The organism is Stappia indica (assembly GCF_001696535.1).
In the GTDB taxonomy this organism is placed as follows: domain Bacteria; phylum Pseudomonadota; class Alphaproteobacteria; order Rhizobiales; family Stappiaceae; genus Stappia; species Stappia indica.
Genome location: NZ_MBQE01000002.1, coordinates 55,091 through 79,787 on the forward strand (window position 1 = coordinate 55,091; position 24,697 = coordinate 79,787).

The 24,697-nt window shown below is 66.6% G+C and carries 22 protein-coding genes; 11 read left to right on the forward strand and 11 right to left on the reverse strand.

What is annotated here, in order from left to right:
* Positions 1-34: 34 nt before the first annotated feature.
* Both BBX35_RS08255 and BBX35_RS08260 read left to right on the forward strand, forming a co-directional pair.
* Positions 35-1,003 carry a 2-hydroxyacid dehydrogenase gene (locus BBX35_RS08255; protein ID WP_067218509.1) on the forward strand — a complete coding sequence of 323 codons (969 nt, stop codon included), beginning with the start codon at positions 35-37 and terminating at the stop codon, positions 1,001-1,003.
* A gap of 153 nt (positions 1,004-1,156) precedes the next feature.
* A complete protein-coding gene (locus BBX35_RS08260) occupies positions 1,157-1,597 on the forward strand; it encodes an AprI/Inh family metalloprotease inhibitor (RefSeq protein ID WP_067218512.1) in 441 nt (146 codons plus the stop codon).
* A gap of 16 nt (positions 1,598-1,613) precedes the next feature.
* Here BBX35_RS08260 and BBX35_RS08265 read toward each other — a convergent pair whose 3' ends face one another.
* Positions 1,614-2,792 (reverse strand): pyridoxal phosphate-dependent aminotransferase, encoded by a 1,179-nt coding sequence (locus BBX35_RS08265; protein WP_067218514.1) that lies wholly within the window; start codon positions 2,790-2,792, stop codon positions 1,614-1,616.
* A 156-nt stretch (positions 2,793-2,948) separates the two neighbouring features.
* On the opposite strand from BBX35_RS08265, the gene BBX35_RS08270 reads away from it, so the two are divergent.
* The 5 genes from BBX35_RS08270 (at position 2,949) to BBX35_RS08290 (ending at position 7,085) form a co-directional block, all read left to right on the forward strand.
* The gene (locus tag BBX35_RS08270; protein ID WP_067218516.1) at positions 2,949-3,407 is read left to right on the forward strand and encodes a methylated-DNA--[protein]-cysteine S-methyltransferase; all 459 of its coding nucleotides are present in this window, start codon (positions 2,949-2,951) and stop codon (positions 3,405-3,407) included.
* Positions 3,408-3,548: 141 nt separating this feature from the next.
* The gene (locus BBX35_RS08275) at positions 3,549-4,634 is read left to right on the forward strand and encodes a CobW family GTP-binding protein (RefSeq protein ID WP_067218519.1); all 1,086 of its coding nucleotides are present in this window, start codon (positions 3,549-3,551) and stop codon (positions 4,632-4,634) included.
* 5 nt (positions 4,635-4,639) lie between these two features.
* Positions 4,640-5,614 carry a WD40 repeat domain-containing protein gene (locus BBX35_RS08280; RefSeq protein ID WP_067218521.1) on the forward strand — a complete coding sequence of 325 codons (975 nt, stop codon included), beginning with the start codon at positions 4,640-4,642 and terminating at the stop codon, positions 5,612-5,614.
* A gap of 29 nt (positions 5,615-5,643) precedes the next feature.
* On the forward strand, positions 5,644-6,141 hold the full coding sequence (locus BBX35_RS08285) for a DUF2937 family protein (protein ID WP_067218523.1): 498 nt from the start codon (positions 5,644-5,646) through the stop codon (positions 6,139-6,141).
* 35 nt (positions 6,142-6,176) lie between these two features.
* Positions 6,177-7,085 carry a LysR family transcriptional regulator gene (locus BBX35_RS08290; RefSeq protein WP_067218525.1) on the forward strand — a complete coding sequence of 303 codons (909 nt, stop codon included), beginning with the start codon at positions 6,177-6,179 and terminating at the stop codon, positions 7,083-7,085.
* A gap of 34 nt (positions 7,086-7,119) precedes the next feature.
* Here BBX35_RS08290 and BBX35_RS08295 read toward each other — a convergent pair whose 3' ends face one another.
* A complete protein-coding gene (locus BBX35_RS08295; protein WP_067218528.1) occupies positions 7,120-8,196 on the reverse strand; it encodes a Leu/Phe/Val dehydrogenase in 1,077 nt (358 codons plus the stop codon).
* 360 nt (positions 8,197-8,556) lie between these two features.
* Between BBX35_RS08295 and BBX35_RS08300 the strand changes: the two genes are divergently transcribed.
* Together BBX35_RS08300 and BBX35_RS08305 are read left to right on the forward strand one after the other, a co-directional pair.
* The gene (locus BBX35_RS08300) at positions 8,557-9,207 is read left to right on the forward strand and encodes a DUF1007 family protein (RefSeq protein ID WP_171901411.1); all 651 of its coding nucleotides are present in this window, start codon (positions 8,557-8,559) and stop codon (positions 9,205-9,207) included.
* Positions 9,208-9,229: 22 nt separating this feature from the next.
* Positions 9,230-10,378, forward strand: a complete 1,149-nt coding sequence (locus BBX35_RS08305) for a nickel/cobalt transporter (RefSeq protein WP_067219877.1) — start codon at positions 9,230-9,232, stop codon at positions 10,376-10,378.
* 6 nt (positions 10,379-10,384) lie between these two features.
* On the opposite strand, the gene BBX35_RS08310 is transcribed toward BBX35_RS08305, so the two are convergent.
* The 5 genes from BBX35_RS08310 to BBX35_RS08330 all read right to left on the reverse strand — a co-directional run bounded on the left by BBX35_RS08310 (position 10,385) and on the right by BBX35_RS08330 (position 14,014).
* Positions 10,385-11,329, reverse strand: a complete 945-nt coding sequence (locus tag BBX35_RS08310; protein ID WP_067218532.1) for a DMT family transporter — start codon at positions 11,327-11,329, stop codon at positions 10,385-10,387.
* A gap of 158 nt (positions 11,330-11,487) precedes the next feature.
* A complete protein-coding gene (locus tag BBX35_RS08315; RefSeq protein WP_067218534.1) occupies positions 11,488-11,886 on the reverse strand; it encodes a nitrile hydratase accessory protein in 399 nt (132 codons plus the stop codon).
* Complete coding sequence (nthB, locus tag BBX35_RS08320; protein WP_067218536.1) at positions 11,873-12,532, reverse strand: nitrile hydratase subunit beta; 660 nt, start codon at positions 12,530-12,532, stop codon at positions 11,873-11,875. The genes BBX35_RS08315 and nthB overlap by 14 nt, the downstream gene beginning before the upstream one ends.
* Complete coding sequence (nthA, locus tag BBX35_RS08325; RefSeq protein ID WP_067218539.1) at positions 12,529-13,209, reverse strand: nitrile hydratase subunit alpha; 681 nt, start codon at positions 13,207-13,209, stop codon at positions 12,529-12,531. Before nthA ends, nthB begins: the two co-directional genes overlap by 4 nt.
* 43 nt (positions 13,210-13,252) lie before the next feature.
* A complete protein-coding gene (locus BBX35_RS08330; RefSeq protein WP_067218542.1) occupies positions 13,253-14,014 on the reverse strand; it encodes a gamma-glutamyl-gamma-aminobutyrate hydrolase family protein in 762 nt (253 codons plus the stop codon).
* Positions 14,015-14,402: 388 nt separating this feature from the next.
* On the opposite strand from BBX35_RS08330, the gene BBX35_RS08335 reads away from it, so the two are divergent.
* Positions 14,403-15,497 (forward strand): TRAP transporter substrate-binding protein, encoded by a 1,095-nt coding sequence (locus tag BBX35_RS08335; RefSeq protein WP_067218544.1) that lies wholly within the window; start codon positions 14,403-14,405, stop codon positions 15,495-15,497.
* A 150-nt stretch (positions 15,498-15,647) separates the two neighbouring features.
* On the opposite strand, the gene BBX35_RS08340 is transcribed toward BBX35_RS08335, so the two are convergent.
* Together BBX35_RS08340 and BBX35_RS08345 are read right to left on the reverse strand one after the other, a co-directional pair.
* Positions 15,648-17,039: a TRAP transporter large permease gene (locus tag BBX35_RS08340; RefSeq protein ID WP_067218546.1), complete on the reverse strand. Its 1,392-nt coding sequence runs from the start codon at positions 17,037-17,039 to the stop codon at positions 15,648-15,650.
* Positions 17,039-17,611, reverse strand: coding sequence for a TRAP transporter small permease subunit (locus BBX35_RS08345; protein ID WP_067218548.1), 573 nt, complete (start codon positions 17,609-17,611; stop codon positions 17,039-17,041). Before BBX35_RS08345 ends, BBX35_RS08340 begins: the two co-directional genes overlap by 1 nt.
* A 404-nt stretch (positions 17,612-18,015) precedes the next feature.
* Here BBX35_RS08345 and BBX35_RS08350 point away from each other — a divergent pair, with 404 nt between their 5' ends.
* The gene (locus BBX35_RS08350; RefSeq protein ID WP_067218551.1) at positions 18,016-21,477 is read left to right on the forward strand and encodes an indolepyruvate ferredoxin oxidoreductase family protein; all 3,462 of its coding nucleotides are present in this window, start codon (positions 18,016-18,018) and stop codon (positions 21,475-21,477) included.
* Positions 21,478-21,935: 458 nt separating this feature from the next.
* On the opposite strand, the gene BBX35_RS08355 is transcribed toward BBX35_RS08350, so the two are convergent.
* Together BBX35_RS08355 and BBX35_RS08360 are read right to left on the reverse strand one after the other, a co-directional pair.
* The gene (locus BBX35_RS08355; protein ID WP_067218554.1) at positions 21,936-22,703 is read right to left on the reverse strand and encodes a response regulator transcription factor; all 768 of its coding nucleotides are present in this window, start codon (positions 22,701-22,703) and stop codon (positions 21,936-21,938) included.
* Positions 22,700-24,640, reverse strand: coding sequence for a PAS-domain containing protein (locus BBX35_RS08360; protein ID WP_067218557.1), 1,941 nt, complete (start codon positions 24,638-24,640; stop codon positions 22,700-22,702). The genes BBX35_RS08355 and BBX35_RS08360 overlap by 4 nt, the downstream gene beginning before the upstream one ends.
* Between the last annotated feature and the right edge of the window lie 57 nt (positions 24,641-24,697).

Sequence of the window (24,697 nt, forward strand, 5' to 3'; positions counted from 1 at the left end):
ATCCTTCACAGGTTCTGAAAGGGAGAGACACACGATGGCCTTGGCCGAAATCCTCATGCTCGGGCGCATGCTTCCGCTGGTCGAAACGAGCCTCGACAAGCAGTTCACCGTCCACCGGGTCGCAGCTGCGGATGTCGCCGCCCTGCCGGCCGACCTCTGCGCCAGGGTGCAGGCGGTGGCCGGCGGCGCGCATGTCCCGGTCAATGCGGCGCTGATCGACCGTCTGCCGGCGCTGGAGATCGTGGCCAATTTCGGCGTCGGCTACGATTCCGTCGATGCGCGCCACTGCGCGACGAAGGGCATCTGCGTCACCAACACACCCGATGTCCTCAGCGAGGAAGTCGCCGACACCGCGATGAGCCTGCTGTTGATGGCTGCGCGCGAGTTGCCGGCGGCCGAGCGCTACCTGCGCGCTGGCCAATGGGTGGCCAAGGGGCCGTTCCCGCTCACCCGCGCGACGCTGCGCGGCCGCAAGCTCGGCATTCTCGGCCTCGGCCGTATCGGCAAGGCGATCGCTACACGCGCCGAGGCCTTCGGTCTCGAGATCCATTATCACGGCCGCTCGCGTCAGCCGGACGTCGCCTATCGCTATCACGAGACGTTGCTCGGCATGGCCGAGGCCTGCGATACGCTGATGGTGGTGGCGCCGGGCGGGGCCTCCACCAAGGGCATCGTCAATGCCGAGGTGCTGAAGGCGCTGGGGCCGGAGGGCATCGTCGTCAATGTGGGCCGGGGTACGGTCATCGACGAGCCGGCGCTGGTGAGGGCGTTGCAGGACGGGACGATCCTGTCCGCGGGTCTCGATGTCTTCGAGGACGAGCCGCGGGTGCCGCAGGCGCTCATCGACATGGAGCATGTGGTTCTGCTGCCGCATGTCGGGTCCGCCTCGCAGCACACCCGCAACGCCATGGGCCAGCTCGTCGTCGACAACCTGCTGTCCTGGTTCCGGAACGGGAAGCCGGTCACCCCGGTTGCCGAGACGCCTTTCGTGCGAAAGGTTTGAACAAGCTTAACGAAGCGTTAATGGGTTCGGCCGATCCTGTTCCGATTGCAGTCGGATGACGGCGGTACGAACGGTTGAACCGTTCCCTCGTCATTCGCTGCCGGACCAGGGCGCGCGCAAACGCTCGCGCCTTGCAGAAGCAGGATCGGGATCATGGCGCTTCACATGCAACGGATCGGCGTTCTCGTCGCCGTCACGCTGTTCTCGCTGGTGTTCTTCGGCACCGGCTTCACGGGCGCGCAGCCGGTCGAGGCGCGCGTTGCAGGTCACTGGCAGCTCATCGACGAAGTGTCGGGGACCGTCTGCCGGCTCGACCTGAAGGCCGAGGCTGCCGGCGGCCTCTTTCCGCAGGACGCGTTTCGTGCCGACATGAGCGCCTGCACGAGCCCGGCCGGCGGCGAGCTGCCCCAGCTCGGCTGGCGCGTGCCGCCGGAGGGCGGCATCGAGTTCGTGCTGGAAAACGGCAGCGTTCTCGCCGCCTTCGATGTCGGCGAGAGCGAGGGCCTTGCCTCGGTGGCGCCTGCCGGCGCCTTCCTGCTTCTCGTGCCCGAGCAGGCCATCGCGCTGTCGGCACTCATTCCGACAGCGCGCTGATCCGAAGCCCTAAAGCCTACTTGGCCTTGTTGGAGAGGAACTCGCCCATGCGCTCCAGCGCGCGGGCGATGTTCTCTGCCGAATTGGCGTAGGACAGGCGGATATAGCCTTCGCCGAGAATACCGAAATCCGGCCCGCCGATGGTGGCGACGCCGGTTTCCTCCAGCAGGGCGCTTGCCAAGGGCTTCGCCTTCCAGCCGGTCGCGGAGATGTTGGGGAAGGCGTAGAAGGCGCCCATGGGCGTGCGTGCGCTGACGCCGGGCAGGGCGTTCAGCCCGTCCACCACCAGCTTCCGGCGCTTGTCGAACTCCCGCATCATCTCGGCGACCGCATCCTGGGGGCCTTCCAGCGCGGCGAGGCCGGCATACTGGGCCGGTGCGTTGACGCAGGACCAGCAGTTGACGGCGAGCTTGCGTGCCTTGTCGATCAGGGCTTGCGGCCAGACCGCATATCCCATGCGCCAGCCGGTCATGGCATAAGTCTTCGACCAGCCGTCGAGCAGGATCAGCCGGTCGCGGATCGACTCGAACTCCAGCAGCGAGGTATGGACCGCGCCGTCATAGGTCATCTGGCCGTAGATCTCGTCCGACAGGATGGCGATGTCGGGACGTGCGACAAGGCCGGCCACCAGCTTTTCGATCTCGGCGCGCGGCGTCACGCCACCGGTCGGGTTGGCGGGCGAGTTGAGAATGATCAGGCGGGTATTCGGCGTCAGCAGGCCGAGCGTTTCCTCTGCAGAGAAAGCGAAATCGTTCTCCTCGCGGATCGGCACCGGAACCGGCGTTGCGCCGGTGAACTCGATCATCGAGCGGTAGATGGGGAACCCGGGATCCGGATAGAGGATCTCCGCACCCGGCTCACCGAACATGAGGATCGCCATGAACATCGTGACCTTGCCACCCGGCACGACGACGACCTTGTCGGGATCGACCGCAACGCCCGTGCGCTTCTCGATGTCCGCTGCAACGCCTTCGCGCAGGGGCAGGATACCGGTTGCCGGTGTGTAGCCGTGATGGCCGTCGCGCAGCGCCTTCACCGCCGCCTCGACAATGTGGTCGGGCGTGCGGAAATCGGGTTGGCCGATGCCGAGATTGATGATGTCCTTGCCGCTGCGGGCAAGCTCGGTGGCGCGCGCCAGCACGGCGAAGGCGTTCTCCTCACCGATCCTGTTGAAGCCTTCGATGGTTTTCAGCATGGTTCCTCCCGGGACCGGGCAGGCGATGTCGTCCGCACGGTGTGTCATGGTAGAGTCGTTGAGGCCCTTGATATCGCGGGCTTACGCCCCTTGGAAGGGGACTGGTGTCCTGGGCCGCAAGGGGCATCTCCCCGCGCACTTTCCGGAGCGGTTGCCGTGAGCGACGTTGCACATCTCGATACCCCTGTCGGACCGCTCGAGATCGAGGCGGCACACGATGCCATCGTGCGCGTCGGCTGGGGGCGCCGGCGCGATCCGTCTCCAACGCCGCTTCTGGAGGAGGCGCTCGACCAGCTGCGGCGCTATTTCGCCGGCGACCTGACGCGTTTCGACCTGCCTCTGGCGCCGGCCGGCAACGAGTTCCAGCAGTCGGTGTTTCGCGAGCTGCTGGCCATTCCCTATGGCGAAACGCGCACCTATGGCGACCTTGCCGCCCGGCTTTCCACCTTTGGCCAGCCCATCGGCCAGGCTTGCGGCGCCAACCCGATCCCGGTGATCATCCCCTGCCATCGGGTGCTGTCCGCCGGCGGCCTAGGCGGATATTCGGGGGAAGGTGGCAGCGAGACGAAGATCGCGCTGCTGAAGCTCGAGGGCGGCTTTCCGTTCCTGCTCTAGGTTCGGGCCCCGTTTCGCGCGCCAGATTTTGCCAAGGCGCGGAAAATTCGGTACTGCGATGGGTAACGCACCCCATATTCACGGGAAAGCGCGGCAGGCGATCCATGCCGGGCCGCGCCCAAGTCAGATACAGGCAAGGCCATGACCCTATCCCAGGACAGCAAGATCCCCGTCACCGTGCTGACGGGCTATCTCGGCGCCGGCAAGACGACGCTGCTCAACCGCATTCTCAGCGAGAACCACGGCACCCGCTATGCGGTGATCGTCAACGAGTTCGGCGAGATCGGCATCGACAACGACCTGCTCGTCGAATCCGACGAAGAAATCTTCGAGATGAACAACGGCTGCATCTGCTGCACCGTTCGCGGCGACCTGATCCGCACCGTCGAGAACCTGATGAAGCGTCAGGGCAGCTTCGATGCCATCGTGGTCGAGACCACGGGTGTCGCCGATCCGGCGCCGGTCGCCCAGACCTTCTTCATGGACGAGGACGTGCGCGCCAAGGCCAAGCTCGATGCGGTGGTTGCCGTCGTCGACTGCCGTCACGTGCTGCAGCGGCTGGCCGACACCGACGAGGCCGAGGACCAGATCGCCTTCGCCGACGTGATCCTGCTCAACAAGACCGACCTGGTGACTGCCGACGAGCTGAAGGCCGTCGAGACGCGCATCCAGTCGATCAACCCCTATGCCAAGCGGATCCGCAGTGAGCGCTGTGCCGTGCCGCTGGACGAGGTGCTCAATCGCGGTGCCTTCGACCTGGAACGGATCCTGTCGCTCGATCCGCATTTCCTGGAAGAGGCCGAGCATACGCATGAATGCGGGCCGGACTGCGACCATGACCACCATCACCACCACCATAACGGTCACGATCATCATCATGATCATGACCATGATCACGGCCATGACCACCATCACCATGACCACGACGCGCCGCATTCGGTGAAGAGCGTGTCGATGACCGCAGGCGAGCTCGACCCGCAGGTCTTCTTCCGCTGGATCGGCGACATGACCCAGGTCAACGGGCCAAACATCCTTCGGCTCAAGGGCATCATCGCCTTCAAGGACGACCCGCAGCGCTATGTGGTGCAGGGCGTGCACATGATCCTGGAGGGCGACCATCAGCGCGACTGGAAGGACGGCGAGGTCCGAAACAGCCGCCTGGTGGTGATCGGCCGGGAACTCGACTTCGACGCGCTCGAGGTCGCGTTCAAGGCGTGCGAGGCCTGATCGGGATGGTCTCCGTTGCTCCGCTCGATCCGGGCGGTTTCGTCGTGGCGGCTGCCTTCCTTCGGGGGCAGCCGGCCTTCGCCTCCGGCGCCGGCGCCGTGCTTCTTCTTACCGATGCGGGCGAGCGCCGCATTCCCGTCCATGACGGCGGGCTGCTCGTTGCCTGCCGCACGCTGGAAGGCGATGCGCTGCTGTCCGGCGGGGACGACGGAACGGTGCGGCGCCTTGGGGCCGACGGTACCGTCGAGACGCTCGCCGAGATGCCGCGCAAGTGGATCGACATGCTGGCGGCCGGTCCGCAGCGCGCCGTCGCCTATGGCGCAGGGCGCAGTGCCTTCGTCCGCCAGGCCGACGGCACCGTGAAGGACTTCTCGCAACCCCGCGCCGTCGGCGGGCTCGCCTTTGCCCCGAAGGGGCTTCGGCTTGCGATCGCCAGGTACGACGGCGCGACGCTGCAATTCGTCAACACGGCAGCTGCGCCCCAGCAGCTCGACTGGAAGGGCGCGCACAAGGACGTCACATTCTCGCCCGACGGGAAGTATCTGGTGACGACCATGCAGGAGAATGCGCTGCACGGCTGGCGGCTGTCCGACGGTCAGGACATGCGGATGACCGGCTATCCCGGCAAGATCCGCTCGATGAGCTGGTCGGCGAAGGGGCGCTATCTCGCGACTTCCGGCGCCAATGCCGCCATCGTCTGGCCGTTCTTCGGAAAGAGCGGGCCGATGGGCCAGCAGCCGCTGCAGCTGGGAACCCGCGGCGACCAGATTGTCACGCGCGTCGCCTGCCATCCGCACGAGGAGGTGGTGGCCATCGGCTATCAGGACGGACTGGTGCTGATGTCGCGCTTCTCCGACAGCGAAGAGGTGCTGCTCAGGCGTCCGGGCGAGGGCGCGGTCAGCGCGCTTGCCTGGAACGACGAAGGCACGCAGCTGGCCTTCGGCACCGAAACCGGCGAGGCGGGACTGATCTCGCTGTAGAGGATCTCACACAAAGGGAGGGACGGGGCATGATCGCTCGCACCATGGCACTGGCCGTCGCGATGCTCGGCGGCGTTACCACGTCCCAGCTCCCGGAGTTCGCCCAGCAGTACCGCCAGCGGCTCGGCGGGGCCATCGATGCGCTCACCCAGGTGGTCGAGGAATTTCGTGCGGATGCCGCCATCCACGGCCTGACACCGGGCGAGGCCATCGACCGGCTGGAGGGCTCTTCCGATCGGCTGGTCGCCGCCCAGGGCGAGCGCGCGCAACGTGCCCTCGATCGTCTGGCGAACCTTCAACGGCAGCAGGAGGCCTTCCGCGATGCCGGTCCCTTTGGCCGGCTCGCCGTAATGGTGCGCGATCTCGATCCGCAGATCGCCAGCCGCGCCTTCGAGGATTTCGAGCCGGCGGTGCCGGCGACGATGGAAGGGGCGGTTACGGCGGCGGGCGGCTTCCTGACGGTGCTGTTCGGTGCGGGGCTTTTCGGCAGGGCAACACGGCGGCTGCGCCGGCGGCGGGACGCCTGAGGCACGCGCGCTGGTCGCGGGAAGAGGGGGAAGGCATGGACACGCTCAGCCGGATGCGCTGCTTCCTGAAGGTGGTGGACGCGGGCGGTTTTTCGGCCGCTGCGCGCGAGCTGGGCCGCTCCAAGGCGCTCGTCTCGAAATATGTCGGCGAGCTGGAAGACGAGCTCGGGGCCCGGCTGCTCAACCGCACCACCCGTCAGATCTCGATGACCGAGGTCGGCCATGCCTTCTACAAGGAGGCGAGCGATATCCTGACCCGCATCGACGATCTCAAGGCCTCGATCCAGAACACGCATCAGGAAGCGCGCGGTACCTTGCGGATCTCCGCCCCGCGGTCGATGGGCGATGACTTCCTCAACCCGGCGATCATGGACTTTCTGGCGGCCGAGCCGCAGATCTCCGTCGACCTGCGGCTGGAGGACCGGTTCGTCGATCTGGTCGAGGAAGGCTTCGATGCAGCGATCCGCGTGGCGGAGCTGACCGATTCCAGCCTGATCGCCCGCAAGCTGGCGCCGTTTCGCGGCGTGGTCTGCGCCTCGCCGGAGGCGGTCGCGCGCTTCGGCCGGCCGGAGCATCCGCAGGATCTGGCGAACCTGCCCTGTATCATCGACAACAATTACCGGTTCCGGAACAACTGGCAGTTCCAGGTGGAAGGCAACCGGATCAACGTGCCGGTGAAGGGGCGTGTCGAGGTGAACAGCGCCGAGGCGGCGCGTGCGGCAGCCGTCGCCGGCCTCGGCTTCCTTCGCATTCCCTATATCTTCGTGCACCGGGAACTCGCGGACGGTCGCCTCGAGCCGATGCTGGAAGGGTTTCACCCCGAAGGGCAGGCGATCTATGTCGTCTACCCGCATCGGCGGCACCTTTCGGGCAAGGTGCGCGCCTTTGTCGACTTCCTCGGCGAGTGGTTCGCCGAGCGGCGGCGGCAGGGCGAGGTCTGCTGATCCCGCGCCTGCCTTCCGGTCCCTGTCTTGAGATTCAGGCGGCGGCCAGCCGCTCTTCCGCCAGCGTGTCTGCCACTTGCTGCGTCGGCAGCGACAGCCGCTCGGCCCGCTCGAAAATGCGCGTCAGCGTCTCGTCGATGGCCTCGACCTTGCTCCGCACCAGCGCGTCGTCGCCGCCCGGGGTGGCCAGCGCGATGGAGATCACCCCGCCCGCATTGATGGCATAGTCGGGCGCATAGAGGATGCCGCGTTCGCGCAGCGCTTCGTCGTGGCGTTCCTCGGCCAGCTGATTGTTGGCCGCGCCTGCGACGATGCCGGCACGGATCTGCGGGATCGTCTCGTCATTGAGGCCAGCTCCAAGCGCGCAGGGTGCAAAGACGTCGACATCGGCCGCATGCGCCGCGTCGGCGGCCACGACCTCCGCTCCGAAGCGGGCGGCGGCGTCTTCGAGGGTCGGCTTGTGGATGTCGGCGAGCACGAGGCGGGCGCCGGCACGATGCAGCTGTCCGGCGAGATCCATGCCGACATGGCCTAGCCCCTTGACGCAGACCCTGCGTCCTTCGAGGCTGTCCGAGCCGAAGCGATGGCGGAGTGCTGCGCGAATGCCGCAGAAGACGCCGAGCGCGGTGTAAGGCGAGGGATCCCCGAGACCCGTGGCACGCGTGCCGCGTACATGATCCGTACGGGTGGCGACGATCTCCATGTCGGGCGCAGAGATGCCGACATCCTCGGCGGTGATGTAGGTGCCGCCCAGGCGGTCGACCTGGGCGCCGAAGGCGGCAAGCAGCTCGGGCGTCTTGGCACTGCGGGCATCGCCGATGATCACGGCCTTGCCGCCGCCGAGATCGAGGCCGGCCAGTGCGTTCTTGTAGGTCATGCCGCGCGACAGCCGCAGTGCGTCCGTCAACGCCTCGGCACTGCTCGCGTAGGCCCACATGCGGCAGCCGCCGAGCGCCGGTCCGAGGCGTGTGTCGTGAACCGCGATGATGGTGAACAGGCCGCTGGCGCGGTCGTGACCGAAGACCACCTGCTCGTGGCCGCGGAATTCCGGATGATCGAACATGCCGTTCTCCACCGATTGAAGCTTGCGGCCGATCACTGGGGCATTCATGACGTCTCTCCTCCCGCCCTGTCGAGGCAGCATGCAACGGATGGCACGACGGGGCGCGCCACCTGCGGGGGCGGCGCCGAGCCATGTGCCATCGCTCTTCTCTGGACAAGAAAAATATAGGTCTGTGAACTCGAAAATTCCGTCTTTTTTGTTCGACTTGGTCCTGGTTAGAGCATAAAAAAATCCATATAAGTTTGAAGAATCGAAAAAATTATCCGCTTCATGGTGGACTGTGCTGCCGGTGAACACCCTCGGAGCATGGGCCAGCGAGTATGCCGGGCGGAGACCGCCTGCCTTGCTGTTGCCGTGAAGTTTGCCAATATCGGCAACATGGATTCGAGGCTGGGAGAAATGCACCGCATGTGGAAGACCGGACTGATTGCCGCCGCTTTGACGGCCGGCCTTGCCGGCGCGGCACGGGCCCATCCGCATGTCTTCGTTGAAGCGCGGGCGGAGGTGGTTTTCGACGATGCCGGGCGTCTGTCGGCCGTGCGTCATGTCTGGAGCTTCGACGAGGCATTCACGGCTTTTGCCGTGCAGGGGCTCGACGAGAACGGCGATGGCGAACTCTCCCGCGAGGAACTGCAGCCGCTGGCGCAGGTCAATGTGGAGTCGCTTGCCGAGTACGAGTTCTTCACCTTCCTGCAGCAGGGCGATGCCGAAGTGGCGTTCGACCCGCCGAAGGAATACTGGCTCGATTTCTACGGCGGCCGGCTGACGCTGTTCTTCACGCTGCCCCTGCGCGAGGCGAGGGTGATGGACGCCTCCACCGTCGAGCTCGATGTCTTCGATCCGAACTATTTCGTCGCCTTCGAGATGACGCAGGAAACGCCCTTCGCGATGGTGGACGCGCCGTCCACCTGCACGCTCGACTTCACGCCGCCGCCGCCGCTGGATCCGCAGACCGCGACGACGCTGGCCGCCATTCCCCAGACCGAGCGGGAACTGCCTTCCGATCTGGTGCAGATCACCGAGACCCTGTCGAACTCCGCAAGGATCGGCTGCAAGTGAGGCCCTGCCGATGAGGCATCCGATGACCCGTTCCGCCCCGCGCGTTTCGTCCTCGCTTCCTGTCTTTCTGGCGCTTGCCTGTCTGGTGCTTGTTGCCGCCACACCGGCGCTGGCTTCGCCGTCGCCCTTTGGCGTCGGCCTGGTCGAGCCTTCGATTGCTCCCGGCGGGATCTTTTCCGGCTTCTTCGGCTGGATCGCCCAACAGCAGAAGGCCTTCTATGCCTCGCTGACGACGGCGATCAAGGCGATGAAGGAAGACGGCAGCGCCGCCTGGTGGCTGATGGGTCTGTCGTTCCTCTATGGTGTCTTCCATGCAGCAGGTCCCGGGCACGGCAAGGCGGTGATCTCCTCCTATGTGCTGGCGAACGGCGAGACTCTGCGGCGCGGCATCGCTCTGTCCTTTGCTTCCGCCTTCGCTCAGGCAGTGACGGCGGTGGTGCTGATCGGCATCGCTTCGGTGTTGCTGCGGATGACCTCGATCGCCATCACCGAGACCACCCGCTGGTTCGAGATCGGCTCCTATGCGGCGGTCGCCCTGCTTGGTGCCTTTCTGGTCTGGCGCAAGATCCTGAAGCCGCTGCTGACGCCGCGCCGACCCGTCGCGCTGGGCGCGCAGGCGGTGGCAGCCTGCGCGCACGATCACTCCCACGGTCACGACCATCATCACCACGATCACGATCACGATCACGATCACGATCACGATCACGGTCATGGGCACGGGCATCACGATCACCATCACGGCCATGACCATGTGCACCACCATGACCACGCCCATGAGGCGGGCGAGGTTTGCGGCAGCTGCGGCCATGTGCATGCGCCGCCGCCGTCGATGCTGGCCGGCCGCTTCACCCTGGCCCGCGCCTGGTCGGTGATCCTGGCCATCGGCCTGCGGCCCTGCACCGGTGCACTGGTGGTGCTGGTGTTTGCCATTTCGCAGGGGCTTGCGCTGGCGGGCGTTGCAGCGACCTTCGCCATGGCGGTGGGGACCGGTTTGACGGTCTCGGTGCTGGCGGTGCTTGCGGTGGTTGCCAAGGACGTGGCGCTGCGCAGCGTCGGCGGCCGTGCTGCCGCGCGCCTTCACGCCGGCATCGAGGGTTTTGCGGCTCTCGTCGTCTTCCTGCTGGGAACGTCCCTGCTGGTCGCAGCGCTCGGGTGGGGCGGTGCCGTCTGACGAGGGTCAGGCCTTGCTGCCAGCGTTCGCCGGAGAGGCGCCGACAACGGCAGCGGCCTGCCGCCGCGCTGCCACCTGCTCGCGGTGGATGACGTAGAGACCGGAGCAGATCGTCAGCAGGATGCCGAGCGAGGCAAGCGTGTCGGGCAGGTCGCTGAAGATCACGAAGCCGATCAGGGTCGCGAACGGCAGCTCCAGGTATTGCATCGGCGCCAGCGTCGCGGCGGGCGCGAGCCGCAGCGACCAGGTCATCAGCAGGTGTGCGACAGTCCCGAGCACGCCGATGGCGCCCAGCAGCCAGATCTCCCGCCCTTCCAGCGAAACGAACCCGAGCCCCGGCACGTCGGCGCTGGAAAAGGCGAGCCAGGCGCTGCCGAGAATGGCTGTGGCGATGAGGCCGCTGATCGCCTGCAAGCTGATCGGATCCGTCGCCTTGGCGATGCTGCGGGTGACCATCATGAACAGCGCGAAAGCGACGGCGACGCCAAGCGGCAACAGTGCGGGAGCGCCGACGGCGGCATAATTCGGCTGGATCACCAGCAGGGTGCCGGCGAACCCGACGAGGCAAGCCATCAGCCGGTAGGGCCCCACTTCCTCGCCCAGCACGAAACGGCCGAGCAACAGCATCAGGAACGGCATCACGAAGGCGATGGCGATGGCGTCTGCTAGCGGCAGGAAGCGGAGCGAGGCAAACATCGCCGCGATGCCGAGAATATGCAGGATGGTGCGCAGCACCGTGAGATGCAGCAACCGCATGGGCATGCGCAGGCTGCCTCGCATCAGCCACACGACCGGGATCAGCAGCGCGGCCTGCAGGGCGAAGCGGACCAGCAGCAACTGGCCGAGCGGCACCGTCTCGCCGAGGATCTTGGCGAAGGCATCGCCGAGCGGGGCGAGAATGCAGAAACCGGTCATGAGCAGCATGCCGCTCAGGGGCTTGTCCTGGGTCATGGTCGCAGACTAGGCCGGGGCGCCGTCCAAGGGAAGCGTCCAGGTTGTATCGGGTTGCAATGGATCAGCAAAATTGCCGAGTGCGGCTGCCGCCACTCCTGACGCACCCAACGCGACATTGCAAGAAATACTGAGATATGACCGAGGGGCAGGGTCGCTTAGGCGGGCGGGACCGGCATCCCGTCGCGGCCGAGCTCGATCGCCTCGCCATGCGGCGTGGCGGCCGCTGCGCGTAGCCAGGCGTCCCGCCTCGCGTCGATCCGCTCGGTGGAGGTCAACGCCTTGCGCGTGATCATGGTTTCGAGCGCGACCAGCCAGTGCTCATAGTAGTTGTCGCCGCAATCGGGATCGCCGCGCGACTGAGCATCGCGGATCGCCTGCGACAGGGTTTCCGCCCACTCGGTCCAGGTGAAGACGCCGCGGCCGTTCAGCTCCACGGCGAGCGCGAAGGCCCGCGCCTCCCAGGGCTCGCGGAACACCGGCTCGCCGCCGTGTTGCGGCAGGTTTTCCAGCGGCGGCAGCGGGGACGCCCCGGCCGTTGTTTCAAAGGGCTTCAAGATAGGGCTCCCACAGGTCGATACGCACCTTGAGCGAAGGGTCGGTCCCTTCCCCCCACAACTCCGGTCCGTCGAAGACGACGCCGTAAAGCCAGGTCGGCTGCTCGCCGGTCCCGGTCGAACTCACGTCGGGGAAGACATGGACGCCGTGCACGGCCTCGATCACGCCGACGCGCCCGCGGCAATAACGCGGGATGCGGGTGTGGCCGGTCGGGTGCATGTTGCGGGCCCTCACCCGGTCGCCGACGGCGAAGCCGGCAGGGGCATCGCTCTCGCGATCACTGGGTCCGCCACGGGCCAGAACGGCGGCGACGTCTCCGGCGGCCAGTACCCGCTTGACGGGGCGGGACTGGTGCAGGCTGCGGCCGGCGGCGATCTCCTCGGGTTCGACAAGGCCGCGTTCGGCAAGCAGGCTTTCCAGCGCAGACAGCCAGATCTGATAGTAGCTGGAGGTCAGGTAGCGGCCCGGCTCCATGCTTTCCCGCGCGCGGCGGGACATGTCGATGTTCCACTCGCCGGTCGCGCCCATGGCCAGGGTCAGGGCGAAGGCGCGCGGCTCCCAGTCCGCATGGAACAGCGGCTTCACCGGCTCCGGCACCACCGCGCCGAAGCCCATCATGCCTCCGAGGTCCTGTGCGCCGTTCATGCGTTCTGCTCCTGAAGCTCGGCCGGGGTCAGGGCGAGCCCGGTGCCGATCATGCTGTCCCGGGTGACGAGGCGCGCGAGCTCTTCCTCGCTCCAGCCCTCGGTGCCTTCCGGGCGCCGCGGGAGCACGAGGTAACGGATCTCCGCGGTGGAATCCCAGACGCGGATCTGCGTGTCGCCGGGCAGGGAGACGCCGAAATCCGCCAGCACGCCCCGCGGATCGCGGACCGCCTTGGCGCGATAGGGGGCGGATTTGTACCAGACCGGCGGCAGGCCGAGCACCGGCCACGGGTAGCAGGAGCACAGGGTGCAGACGACCATGTTGTGTTCGTCGGCCGTGTTCTCCACCGCGACCATGTGCTCGCCCTGACGGCCGATATAGCCGAGCGAGTGGATGGCGGCCGTGGCATCGCGCATCAGCCAGTCGCGGAATTGCGGATCGCTCCAGGCCTTTGCCACCACACGGGCGCCATTGTGCGGGCCGACCTGCGTCTCGTAGGTCTCGATCAGCACGTCGAGGGCCGCCGGATCGACATACCCCTTCTCGATCAGGATCGATTCCAGCGCGCGCACCCGTGCATCCGTCTCCGACAGGTGCGAGCCGTGGTCGTGGTCATGATGGTGATCATGGTCGTGATCGTGGTGATGGTGACCGTGGTGGTCGTTGCCGCCTGACATGGTGATGGGCCTTTCTTCGTATCTTTGATGCCGGTTGCTGCCGCTATTCGGCGGCCTGCCGGGCGCCTCGGACTTCCCGCAAGGCCGCACCGAAGGCGGCGAACAGGCGCGAGGACGCGGCATCGCTGCCGACCCAGTATTCCGGGTGCCACTGGGTGGCGAGCGCAAAGCCGGCGGCGCCGTCGATGGAAACCGCCTCGATGGTGCCATCGTCGGCGGTCGCCTCGACCGTCAGGCCGGGAGCCAGCCGGCCGATCGCCTGCCGGTGCAGGGAATTGACGTCGATGCGGGCATCGCCGAGCACGGCCGCAAGCTTGCCGCCGGGAACTATCTCCACGTGATGCGCCAGCGCGAAGCGGGCGTCCTGGCTGTCGGCCTCCGGCGCGCGGTGATCGCGGCGGCCGTCCATCTCCTGGACTTCGCTGACAAGAGTGCCGCCGAGCGCGACATTCAGCTCCTGCAACCCGCGGCAGATGGCGAAGACCGGCATGGCGCGGGCAACGGCGCGGCGAATCAGCGGCAGGGTGGTCGTGTCGCGGCGGCTGTCGAAGGGGCCGTCCTTCTCGTGCGCCTCGGCGCCGTAGAGCGTGGGATGCACGTTGGAGCGCGAGCCGGTCAGCAGCACGCCGTCGACACGGTCGAGCACCGCATCGAGGTCGATTGCCGGGCCCATGGAGGGCAGCAGCAACGGCAGGGCGCCGGCACCCTGCACCAGGGCCTCCAGATAGGTCGAGGGGGCGGCATGCCAGGCATAGCCGTCGAGTTCCTTCACGTCGCAGTTGACGAGAACAACGGGGGCGGACATGTGGGCTCCTGAAAAGCTCCGAGAGGGGCTGCGGATGGGTCTGGTCGCGCGCGGTGCAACCGCAAGCCCGGAGAACGGCCGCGGGGTCGCCGGTCATGCTTCGCGAGATTAGCGAAAGGCGCGCGCTTGTCCACCATCGGCCTTGTTCGTACAGGTCCGTTTGCCGGGCCTTCGACGGGAGTTTGCCGGCGTTTGCGGGCGTGGTGAAAATTCGCGCAGTTGTACCGGTCGGCCTTGTGTCCCAATGGCATATGCGGTTTATATCGCTGTCAAAGTGCCTTTAGGAGAAGGGCGCTTGGCAACGTCTGGCAACCCCGGTTGCCGACACGAGTTCGAGAGACCGGGCGAGGAACTCGGCATCTCGGCAAAATCCCAAGGGAGGGACCGCATGGATCGCCGTTCATTCATCAAGAAGGCCGGCCTTGCCGGCGTTGGCGCCGGTGCCGCGACGCTCGCCGCTCCGGCCATCGCGCAGGGCAACCAGACCTGGCGCATGGTCACCACCTGGCCGAAGAATTTCCCGGGCCTGGGTGTCGGCGCGCAGCGTCTGGCCGATCGCATCACCGCCGCGTCCGGCGGCCGTCTGACCATCCAGGTCTATTCGGCCGGCGAGCTGGTTCCGCCGCTCCAGTCGCTCGACGCGGTCATCGACGGTTCGGCCGAGATGAGCCACGGCGCCGCCTACTACTGGCAGAACAAGAGCCCGGCCCTGTCGTTCTTCACCGGCGTGCCCTACGGCATGACCTCGCGTGAGCTCACCGCCTGGGTGCGCTTCATGGGCGGCCAGGAACTCTGGGACGAGATCTACGACCAGTTCGGCGTGCAGGGCTTCCTGTCCGGCGACACCGGCACCCAGGCGGGCGGCTGGTTCCGCAACGAGCTGACGAGCCTTGAGTCCGTCAAGGGCCTGCGTTTCCGTACCCCGGGCCTCGGCGGCCGCGTGTGGGAGAAGCTCGGCGCCACCGTCACCAACATGGCCGGCGGCGAGATCTTCCAGGCCCTGCAGTCCGGTACGCTGGACGCGGCGGAGTTCGTCGGCCCGTACAACGACCTGGCCCTCGGCTTCTACCAGGTGGCGAAGAACTACTACTTCCCGAGCTTCGTCGAGCCGGGCCTCGCCACCGAGTTGGTCGTCAACAAGTCCAAGTTCCAGGCCCTGCCGGCCGACCTGCAGGCGATCGTCCGCGACGTCTGCCAGGCCGAGTACGACCAGGTCGCTTCGGACTTCTACGCCAACGATCCGCGCGCGCTGAAGACGCTCGTCGACGATCATGGCGTCAATGTCCGCCAGTTCCCGGACGACATCATGGAAGCCGGCGCCAAGGCTGCCATCGAGATCCTGAACGGTCTGCGCGATTCCGACGACGCTCTGGTCAAGAAGACCACCGAGAGCTTCATCGAGTCGCTCAACATCCTGCGCACCCGCACCGAGGGCACCGACGGTGCCTTCATTGAGGCGCGCAAGGCCTACTTCAAGATCTGATGCGACATCCCGGACGGGCCCGCCTTCGCGCGGCCCGTCCGAAACGAGAAAACCCCGGCCGCGAGGCCGGGGTTTTTTGTTGGTCTCGGAAGGTATTTCGCCCGAACAGGCGAGCGGACCGGCGCCGCCTTTCAAGGCGGCGCCCATTCCTCAGTTGTAGATCGCCTTGGGCAGCCAGGTCGCGATTTCCGGGAACATGAACAGGATCGCGATGGCCAGCACCTGCAGGCAGACGAAGGGCAGCACGCCCTTGTAGATCATCGCCGTCGACACCGAGTGCGGTGCGACGCCTCGCAGGTAGAACAGCGCGAAGCCGAAGGGCGGCGTCAGGAACGAGGTCTGAAGGTTCACTCCGACGATGATGCCGAGCCAGACCGGATCGACGTCCAGCGCCAGAAGGATCGGCGCGGTGATCGGGATCACGATGAAGATGATCTCGAACGTGTCGAGGATGAAGCCCAGCAGGAACATGATGAACATCACCACCGCCACGGCCGCCAGTGTGCCGCCGGGCAGGTTCGACAGGAATTCGTGCACCAGGTTGTCGCCGCCCATCAGGCGGAAAACGATGGAGAACACGGCCGCGCCGAACAGGATGATGAACACCATGCAGGTAATGGTCGCCGTCGCGATCGCGGTTTCCCGGAGGATCGAGAAGGACAGGCGCCAACGCAGGGCGGCGAGCACCAGCGCGCCGACTGCACCGACGGACGCTGCTTCCGTCGGGGTGGCAACACCGCCGAGGATGGAGCCGAGCACGGCAAGGATCAGCATCAGCGGCGGCAGGAGGGCGGTCAGCACCTCGCGGAACAGGTGGGCCTTCTCTTCCGGTGGCACCGGCGTTGCCGGGCAGGATTCGGGATCGAAGATCGCCTTGAAGATCGTCCAGCCGAGGTAAAGGCCGACCAGCAGCAGGCCCGGCAGCAGGGCGCCGGCGAACAGGTCGCCGACCGAGACCGGGGTCGGGGCGAAATTGCCCTTGGACATCTGTACCTGGGCGTTGATGCCCGACAGCATGTCGCCCATGAAGATCAGCACCGTCGAGGGCGGGATGATCTGGCCGAGGGTGCCGGAGGCGCAGATGACGCCGGTGGCAAGGCGTGGATCGTAGTTGGCGCGCAGCATCGCCGGCAGCGAGATCAGGCCCATGGTGACGACGGTCGCACCGACGACGCCGGTCGAGGCGGCCAGCAGTGCGCCCACCACGATCACCGACATGCCGAGACCGCCACGCAGGTTGCCGAACAGCTTGCCCATGGTCAGCAGCAGCTGCTCGGCGATCTTGGACCGCTCCAGCATCACGCCCATGAAGATGAACAGCGGCACGGCGACCAGGACCTCGTTGGTCATGTAGCCGATATAGCGGTTGGCGAGGCTGCCGAAGTTGGACGGGTCGAAGACGCCGAACCACATGCCGACGAGGCCGAACAGCAGCGACACGCCCGAAAGCGTGAAGGCGACCGGGAAGCCGAGCAGCAGGAAGCCGATAATGCCGAAGAACATGAGCCCGGCGAGGAGCTCTCCGAGAAGAACGGGATCCATCAGGCCTCAGCCTCCCCAGTGGATGCGGCAACGGTCTCGTAGCGCAGATGCGGCGGCAGAAGGTCTTCGCGGTCCGCAAGCACCAGCACGGCGCGGGCGGCCATGGCGATGCCCTGCAGGGCGAGCAGCACGGCGAAGGCGATGATGAAGGACTTCAGGATGAACAGTCCCGGCATGCCGCCGACATTGGCCGAGGCCTCGTGCAGGCGCCAGGAACGGGAGACGAAGCTCCAGCCGTAATTCGTCACCACATAGGTGAAGGGCAGCAGGAACAGGAAGACGCCGATCAGGTCGACCACCGCCTTGCGGCGGGTGCTGGCGGGCCGGTAGAAGATGTCGACGCGGACATGGTCGTTGCGCAGCAGGGCGAATCCCGCGACGGCCGTGAACATCGCACCGTTGAGCCAGACGTACAGGTCCTGCATCCAGACATAGCTGATCGCGAAGACGTAACGCTGTACCACGACGGTGAAACAGACGGCGACGATGGCCAGCGACAGCCAGGAAAACACGTTCCCGACCAGCGCGTTGATACCGCTGATGATGCGGACGATCAGGGCGAGCGCACGCACGGGCTCACTCCCAGTCGCGCGTTTGGCGGCGCGCGTTCTCGAGTTTCATCACAGACCTTCTCCGGTAGTTCCCCCAGCGGGGCGTCGACGTATTCGCCGTTCCAGCCCGCTTCCCCATATGACGATGGGCGTTTGCTTAGCAGCTTTGCGCCCGTTGCAAAAGCAATGCTGCGCCGGTTGCAGGCAAAATCGCCTCGGCCGCATCGCCGCAGCATGTTGGGGAACGGACGTTGCGGCAAGTGCGACCTGAGGCGCCGAATGACCCAAGTCAGGGTGTGAAGCTGCGGCCTGCGGGACGGTCTTTGCGAGGCGCGGTTGCGGATTTCATTTGACGACGCCAGTGGTTGGGAAAGAACCTTGGCGAAGCGGACGCACGCATAGGCGGCCGCAGGGAGGGAGTTTACATGGCACGCAATACGGTCTCGCTCGACGACAAGTTCGACCTTTCGAGAGAGCGCATCTTCATCTCCGGCACCCAGGCGCTGATCCGTCTGGTGCTGATGCAGAAGGAGCGGGACCGCCGCGCCGGGCTCAACACCGGCGGTTATGTCACCGGCTATCGCGGGTCGCCGCTCGGCGCCCTCGACCAGCAGTTCCAGAAGGCTGCGCGGCTGCTTGCCCCGCAGGATGTCGTGTTCTCGCCGGCGATCAACGAGGACCTGGCAGCTACCGCGCTTTGGGGCACCCAGCAGGCGGAAATGCGCGGCGAGGGCAAATACGACGGTGTCTTCGGCATCTGGTACGGCAAGGGGCCGGGCGTCGATCGGTCCGGCGATGCCTTCCGCCACGCCAATCTCGCAGGCACCTCGCGCCATGGCGGCGTGCTGGCGCTGATGGGCGACGATCACACTTGCGAGAGCTCGACCACCGCCCACCAGTCGGAATTCGCGCTGGTCGATGCGATGATGCCGATCCTCAATCCCGCCGGCGCCCAGGAGATCCTCGATTTCGGTCTCTATGGCTGGGCCCTGTCGCGCTATGCCGGCATCTGGGCCGGCCTGAAGCTGGTCAAGGACAATGTCGAATCGACCGCGACCATCGACGGGCGGCTCGACCGGGTCCTGCCGGTGCTTCCGGACTTTCCCTTCCCGCCGGATGGCGTGCATATCCGCCCGTCCGATCATCCGCTGGTGCAGGAAGCGCGCCTGCACGAGGTCAAGCTGCCGGCGGCCAAGGCCTTCATCGCCGCCAACCCGCTCGACCGGGTGGTGCTGTCGGGCGGTCGCCAGCCGGTGGTCGGGATCGTCTCCACCGGCAAGAGCTATCTCGACGTGCTGGAGGGGCTGGACCTGCTTGGCATCGACGAGGTGGCGGCCGCGGATCTCGGGGTCGCCTTCCTGAAGATCGGCTGCCCCTGGCCGTTGTCGCCGGGCCGTCTGCGCGATTTCGCCAAGGGCCTCGAGCTGCTCATCGTGGTGGAGGAAAAGCGCGGGCTGATCGAGCCGCAGGTCAAGGAAATCCTCTACGGCATGACCGACGCCCCGGCGGTGATCGGCAAGGCGGACGAGGAGGGGGCCGTGCTGTTCCGCGCCCCCGGCGCGCTGGAGCCGATCCAGATCGCCCGCGAGATCGGCCGGCGGGTGGCACGGCGGCGTACGTCCGATGCGCTTTCCGCCCGGCTCGGCGATCTTGAAGAGCGCGCCCTGCGTCTGGCCGCGACGCGGGACGTTGCCGTGCGCAGCCCATATTTCTGCGCCGGCTGTCCGCACAATTCCTCGACCCGCGTTCCCGAGGGCAGCCGCGCCTATGCTGGCATCGGTTGCCACTACATGGTCCAGTGGATGGACCGGAACACGGAAGGCTATACCCAGATGGGCGGCGAGGGCGCCAACTGGGTCGGCGAGGCGCATTTCTCGCGCACCGGCCACGTCTTCCAGAATCTCGGCGACGGCACCTACAACCATTCCGGCGCGCTGGCGATCCGCGCTGCCAAGGCGGCCGGCGTCAACATCACCTACAAGATCCTCTACAACGACGCCGTGGCGATGACCGGTGGCCAGTCCCATGACGGCGGCCTGCGCGTCGACGAGATCGCCCGGCAGGTCGCGGCGGAAGGTGCGCGGCGGATCGTCATCGTCACCGACGAGCCGGGCAAGTATCCCCCGGCGACCGCCTGGCCGTCCGGCACGGCGATCCATCACCGCGACGAGCTGATCGAGGTGGAGCGGGAGCTGGCCGGCGAACCGGGGCTCACCGTTCTGATCTACGACCAGACCTGCGCCGCCGAGAAGCGGCGTCGGCGCAAGCGTGGTCTCTTCCCGGATCCGGACGAGCGGGTGGTGGTCAACGAGCTGGTCTGCGAGGGCTGCGGCGATTGCGGCGTGCAGTCCAACTGCGTTGCCATCCAGCCGGTCGAGACCGAGTGGGGCCGCAAGCGGATGATCGACCAGTCGTCCTGCAACAAGGACTTCTCCTGCGTGAAGGGCTTCTGCCCCTCCTTCGTCAGCGTGCGCGGCGGCGTTCTGAAGGGCCGTGCGGTGATGCCGCCGGCGGCGCCGCAGGTCGCAGAGCCGCAGATCGCTCCGCTCACCGGCATGCATTCGGTGATGATCACCGGCGTCGGCGGCACCGGCGTCGTCACCATCGGCGCGGTGATCGGCATGGCCGCCCATCTCGACGGGCTCGGCTGCGGCATCATCGACATGGCCGGCCTTGCCCAGAAGGGCGGGGCGGTGATCAGCCACCTCAAGCTGGCGCCGCGGCCCGAGGACATCTCGGCGATCCGCGTCGGCCCCGGCTCGGCGGATCTGGTGCTTGGCTGCGATATCGTCGTTGCCGGCTCAGCCAAGATCCTCTCGGCGATGACGCCGGGACGGAGCTTCGCGGTGATCAACACCCACGAGACCCTGCCGGGCGACTTTGCCCGCAATCCCGACTTCAGCCTTCCCGGCCGGCGCCTGGTGGCGGCACTCAGTGAGGCGGCAGGGCCTGACCGCGCCCGCTTCGTCGATGCGACGGAGCTTGCCACCGAACTCTTTGGCGATGCGATTGCCGCCAACATGTTCCTGCTCGGCTTCGGCTGGCAGCTCGGTGCCTTGCCGCTGACCCGCGAGGCTCTGGAAGAGGCGATCCGCCTCAACAAGGTGTCGGTGGAGATGAACCTGTCCGCCTTTGCCTGGGGGCGGGTCGCGGCGGTGGATCCGGAGGCGGTGGTGCGGGCGGCGAAGTCGCGTCCCGACCAACTCGAGCACCGGCGCTTGTCGGAAAGCGTCGAGGAGATGGTCGCGCGCCGTGCCGCCTTCCTCGCCGACTACCAGGACGCGGCCTATGCGGCGCGCTACAGCGAGCGCATCGCGCGCCTGTCGCAGGCGGCAAGCCGTCTTGGCGCGTCCGGCGAGGAGATCCGCGAGACGGTGGCGCGCGAGCTGTTCCGCCTGATGGCGATCAAGGATGAATACGAGGTCGCCCGGCTCTTCACCGGCGACAGCTTCAAGCGGCAGCTTTCTGAGACCTTCGAGAGCTTCCAGAAGCTGGAGTTCCATCTCGCCCCGCCGCTGCTGTCGCGCACCGACAAGCGGACTGGGCGTCCGGCCAAGCGCCGCTTCGGCCCCTGGATGATGCCGCTCTTCCGCCTGCTTGCCCGCATGAAGGGCCTGCGCGGCGGCGCGTTCGATGTGTTCGGACGCACACAGGAGCGGAAGCGCGAGCGCCGGTTGCGCGACGAGTACGAGCGGATCGTTGACGAGGTGGCGGGTACGCTGGATGCCGGCAACGCGGCTGCGGCGCAGGCGCTGCTCGCCTTCCCGCGCTCGATCCGCGGCTTCGGCCCGGTCCGGGAAGCCTCGATGCACGAGGCGGAGGCGCGCCTGCCCGAGTTGCTTGCTGCGTTCCGCGAGGGGCGTAGTGCCCGGCTTGCGGCTGAGTAGGACACACGCTGGGATCGTTGCTATCGCGTTTTTGAAAAATCAGGTCACGGCCGCTTTCGGGCGGCCGTGTTCGTTTTCGGTTGTGCTCGGACGCGCAGATTTTGGTTCCGCCGGCCAGCTTTGCGAACGAAAAGATCTAACAGTGCGCTTCTTTCCTATTTCGTGTGCGAATTATTATTATAAATCTTCTAATTCTCTAATAAATCTTATGGTTGTGATGGGCTGTAGGTAATTTATTTGAATATTTTTTGGTTCGAATATAGATTTGTTTTTTATCGATTAGGGGGATTTTGAAATGAAGACGATGTATTTTCTGGTTTGCGTTCTGATGAGTGTTGCGTTTGCAACGGTCAACGCCAGCGCCCATGGCGGTGGATGTCGCAAGGACAGCCCGCGTGGTCAGTGTTGCCACGCCGGTTCCCAGCCTTATCACTGTCATTGAAGATGCGGCCCGTCCCTTAGCCTGACACCCAGTCCACCTGCGCGGTCAGCATGTAGCCCGACCCGTAGACGGTGCGGATGAGGGTCGGCGTGTCGGGGCGGGTCAGCTTCTTGCGGATCCGCGAGATGCGCACGTCGATGGCCCGGTCGAGCGTGTCGTCGCGCCCGCCATGCTCCAGCAGGTAGTCGCGGCTGAGCACGCGGCGAGGGGCCTTCAGCAGGGCCGTCAGGATCGCCGCTTCGCTGGTAGACAGGAACGTCTCCTCGCCGTCCGGATCGACGAGGCGGTGGCTCTGCGGCTCGAACCGCCAGTTCTCGAAACGCGCAAACTCCCGCGGCACCCGCTCGCCGCTCTCGCTGGTGCTTGTTGCCGCCGGCGCGGCGCGGCGCAGCAGCGAGCGCACCCGCGCGACGATCTCGCGCGGGTCGAACGGCTTCACCACATAGTCGTCGGCGCCGAATTCCAGTCCCATGATCCGGTCGGAGGCATGTGCGCGGGCGGAGAGCACGAGGATCGGCACGGGCCCGCGCGCGCGCACCCGGTTGATCATCTCCATTCCGTCCATGTCGGGCAGGCCGAGGTCGAGGATGATCGCGGAGGGCATGCGCTGGCCGATGCCGATCAGGGCCGCATCGGCGGTCGCGAAGACTTCCGTGCGGAACCGGTAGGTGGAGAGCGTCTCGGCCAGCAGGCTGCGGATGTCCGCCTCGTCCTCGATGATGAAGACGAGCGGGTCCGTGCCGGCGGCGACGTCTCTGCCCTGGATCGGGTCGGGATGGTTCATGAAGCAAGTATCTCGTTCATGGTCCGGGCAAGCAGGCGGCTGGAAAAGGGTTTCGGCAGCACAGGGCAATCCGGTGCCTGAGCCTCCCGTGTCGGCCCCTGACGGTAACCGGTCATCAGCGCAACCGGAAGACCCGGCCGCCGTTTTCTTAGCTCGGCAACAAGCGCGATGCCGTTCGTCTGGCCCGGCATGACGATGTCGCTGATCACCGCGCGGATGTCCTCGACGTCGCGGACAAGGTCGAGCGCGTCGTCCGTGCTGCCGGTCACCAGCACCGAATAGCCGAGGGCGCAGAGCTGATCGCGCACCACGTCGGCGACGTCGGTGTCGTCGTCGACCACCAGCACCAGTTCCCCGTTGCCGTTGGTGGCCGGCTCGCCTTCCGCGCTGTCGTGCGGACCGGGTTCCGCGTCGATCATCGGGAAGGCGAGGCGGATCGCCGTGCCTTCGCCGGGGGTGCTGTCGATCAGGATGCCGCCGCCACTGCGCCGCACGCAGCCATAGACGGTCGGCAGGCCGAGGCCGCTGCCCGTCCCGAAAGGCTTGGTGGAGAAGAACGGGTCGAAGGCCTGGCGGCGCACCTCCTCGCTCATGCCCTCGCCATTGTCGCGCACTTCCAGCAGGGCATGCGGTCCCGGCGCGACGCCGAAGCGGTCGGCGTCCGCCCGGGTGAGATCGGCGCAGGTGAGCGAGATGGCGATGGTGCCGCCGGACGGCATGGCATCGCGGGCGTTGAGAACCAGGTTGACCAGCGCGTTCTCGAACTCGGCCGGGTCGACGCGCACGATGGCGTCGCAGGCAGCCAGATCGAGCGCAAGCTCCACCGACTTCGGCAGCGAGCCCGCGAGCAACCCTTCCACATTCGCCGTCAGGGGGGCGAGCCGCAGCGGCCGCACGTCGGAGGCATCGCCCCGGGCGAAGGCCAGCAGACGCCGGGTCAGGTCGGCGCCGCGCTGGGCGGCCTGGTGAACCGGGTCGAGATGCATTGCAAGGTCGGGCATCGCCGGAATGTCGACCTTGCGCCGCAGCGCCAGCACATTGCCGATGATGATCGTCAGCAGGTTGTTGAAGTCGTGGGCGAGCCCGCCGGTCAGCTGGCCGACCGCCTCCATGCGCTGGGCCTGGGCAAGCGCCGCCTCGCTGCGCTTCTGCTCGGTCGCATCCAGCGACAGCACGAAGCAGCCGAGCACCCGCCCGTCCAGCGTGCGGTCGGGGATGAGGGTGGAGCGCATGTGCGCGACCACCCCGGTCGGCCGGGTGCGGGAATACTCATAGGAAACCGCCTGGCCCTGGAAGGCCTTCTCGATATGCGGCTCGAGCCTGGAGTAGAGCTCGGGGCCGAGCACGTCGCCGACATGTCTGCCGGCGATGGATTCCACCGTCTGGTCGAACCACTTGGCATAGCGACGGTTGGCGAAGCGGTAGATCGGGCCGGGGCTGATATAGGCGACCAGCGCGGGGATGTTTTCCGTGACCAGCCGCAGCCAGTCCTCGCTCTGGCGCAGCTGGTGCGTGCGCTCGGCGACGGTGCGCTCCAGCGAGGCCTGGTGCTGCCGCTCGCGGGTGATGTCGGTATAGGTCGTGACGAAGCCGCCTTCGGGGAGCGGCGCTCCGGTCACCATCACCACCTGACCATCCGGGCGCACCCGCTCGAATGTGTGCGGCTCGAACAGTTTCGCTCGCTCAACGCGCCGGGCAACGATGTCGCTGACATCGCCCGGACCGTATTCGCCGCGTGCTGCGTTCACCTCCAGGAAGGCGGACAGATGCGTGCCGCGACGGGCGAGGTGCCAGGGAAACTCCAGCATCGAGAACAGCTGGCGGTTCCACGCGACGAGGCGCAGGTCCGCGTCGAAGACGGAGAACCCCTGGTTGATGTGATCGAGCGCCGCCTGCAGCAGGTCGAGCCGCTCGCGATACAGGTCGCGGCGTGTCATGGGGCGAGTTTATCCGGCCCGCCGCGCCTGTCGATATCGTTTCTCGTCGATACCGGG

Bases quoted from the DNA above. Each gene is read 5' to 3' on its own strand.
- BBX35_RS08255 (WP_067218509.1), top strand. From the start codon at position 35: ATGGCCTTGGCCGAAATCCTCATGCTCGGGCGCATGCTTCCGCTGGTC.
- BBX35_RS08260 (WP_067218512.1), top strand. From the start codon at position 1,157: ATGGCGCTTCACATGCAACGGATCGGCGTTCTCGTCGCCGTCACGCTG.
- BBX35_RS08265 (WP_067218514.1), bottom strand. From the start codon at position 2,792: ATGCTGAAAACCATCGAAGGCTTCAACAGGATCGGTGAGGAGAACGCC.
- BBX35_RS08275 (WP_067218519.1), top strand. From the start codon at position 3,549: ATGACCCTATCCCAGGACAGCAAGATCCCCGTCACCGTGCTGACGGGC.
- BBX35_RS08280 (WP_067218521.1), top strand. From the start codon at position 4,640: ATGGTCTCCGTTGCTCCGCTCGATCCGGGCGGTTTCGTCGTGGCGGCT.
- BBX35_RS08285 (WP_067218523.1), top strand. From the start codon at position 5,644: ATGATCGCTCGCACCATGGCACTGGCCGTCGCGATGCTCGGCGGCGTT.
- BBX35_RS08290 (WP_067218525.1), top strand. From the start codon at position 6,177: ATGGACACGCTCAGCCGGATGCGCTGCTTCCTGAAGGTGGTGGACGCG.
- BBX35_RS08295 (WP_067218528.1), bottom strand. From the start codon at position 8,196: ATGAATGCCCCAGTGATCGGCCGCAAGCTTCAATCGGTGGAGAACGGC.
- BBX35_RS08300 (WP_171901411.1), top strand. From the start codon at position 8,557: ATGTGGAAGACCGGACTGATTGCCGCCGCTTTGACGGCCGGCCTTGCC.
- BBX35_RS08305 (WP_067219877.1), top strand. From the start codon at position 9,230: ATGACCCGTTCCGCCCCGCGCGTTTCGTCCTCGCTTCCTGTCTTTCTG.
- BBX35_RS08310 (WP_067218532.1), bottom strand. From the start codon at position 11,329: ATGACCCAGGACAAGCCCCTGAGCGGCATGCTGCTCATGACCGGTTTC.
- nthB (WP_067218536.1), bottom strand. From the start codon at position 12,532: ATGAACGGCGCACAGGACCTCGGAGGCATGATGGGCTTCGGCGCGGTG.
- nthA (WP_067218539.1), bottom strand. From the start codon at position 13,209: ATGTCAGGCGGCAACGACCACCACGGTCACCATCACCACGATCACGAC.
- BBX35_RS08330 (WP_067218542.1), bottom strand. From the start codon at position 14,014: ATGTCCGCCCCCGTTGTTCTCGTCAACTGCGACGTGAAGGAACTCGAC.
- BBX35_RS08335 (WP_067218544.1), top strand. From the start codon at position 14,403: ATGGATCGCCGTTCATTCATCAAGAAGGCCGGCCTTGCCGGCGTTGGC.
- BBX35_RS08340 (WP_067218546.1), bottom strand. From the start codon at position 17,039: ATGGATCCCGTTCTTCTCGGAGAGCTCCTCGCCGGGCTCATGTTCTTC.
- BBX35_RS08350 (WP_067218551.1), top strand. From the start codon at position 18,016: ATGGCACGCAATACGGTCTCGCTCGACGACAAGTTCGACCTTTCGAGA.
- BBX35_RS08355 (WP_067218554.1), bottom strand. From the start codon at position 22,703: ATGAACCATCCCGACCCGATCCAGGGCAGAGACGTCGCCGCCGGCACG.
- BBX35_RS08360 (WP_067218557.1), bottom strand. From the start codon at position 24,640: ATGACACGCCGCGACCTGTATCGCGAGCGGCTCGACCTGCTGCAGGCG.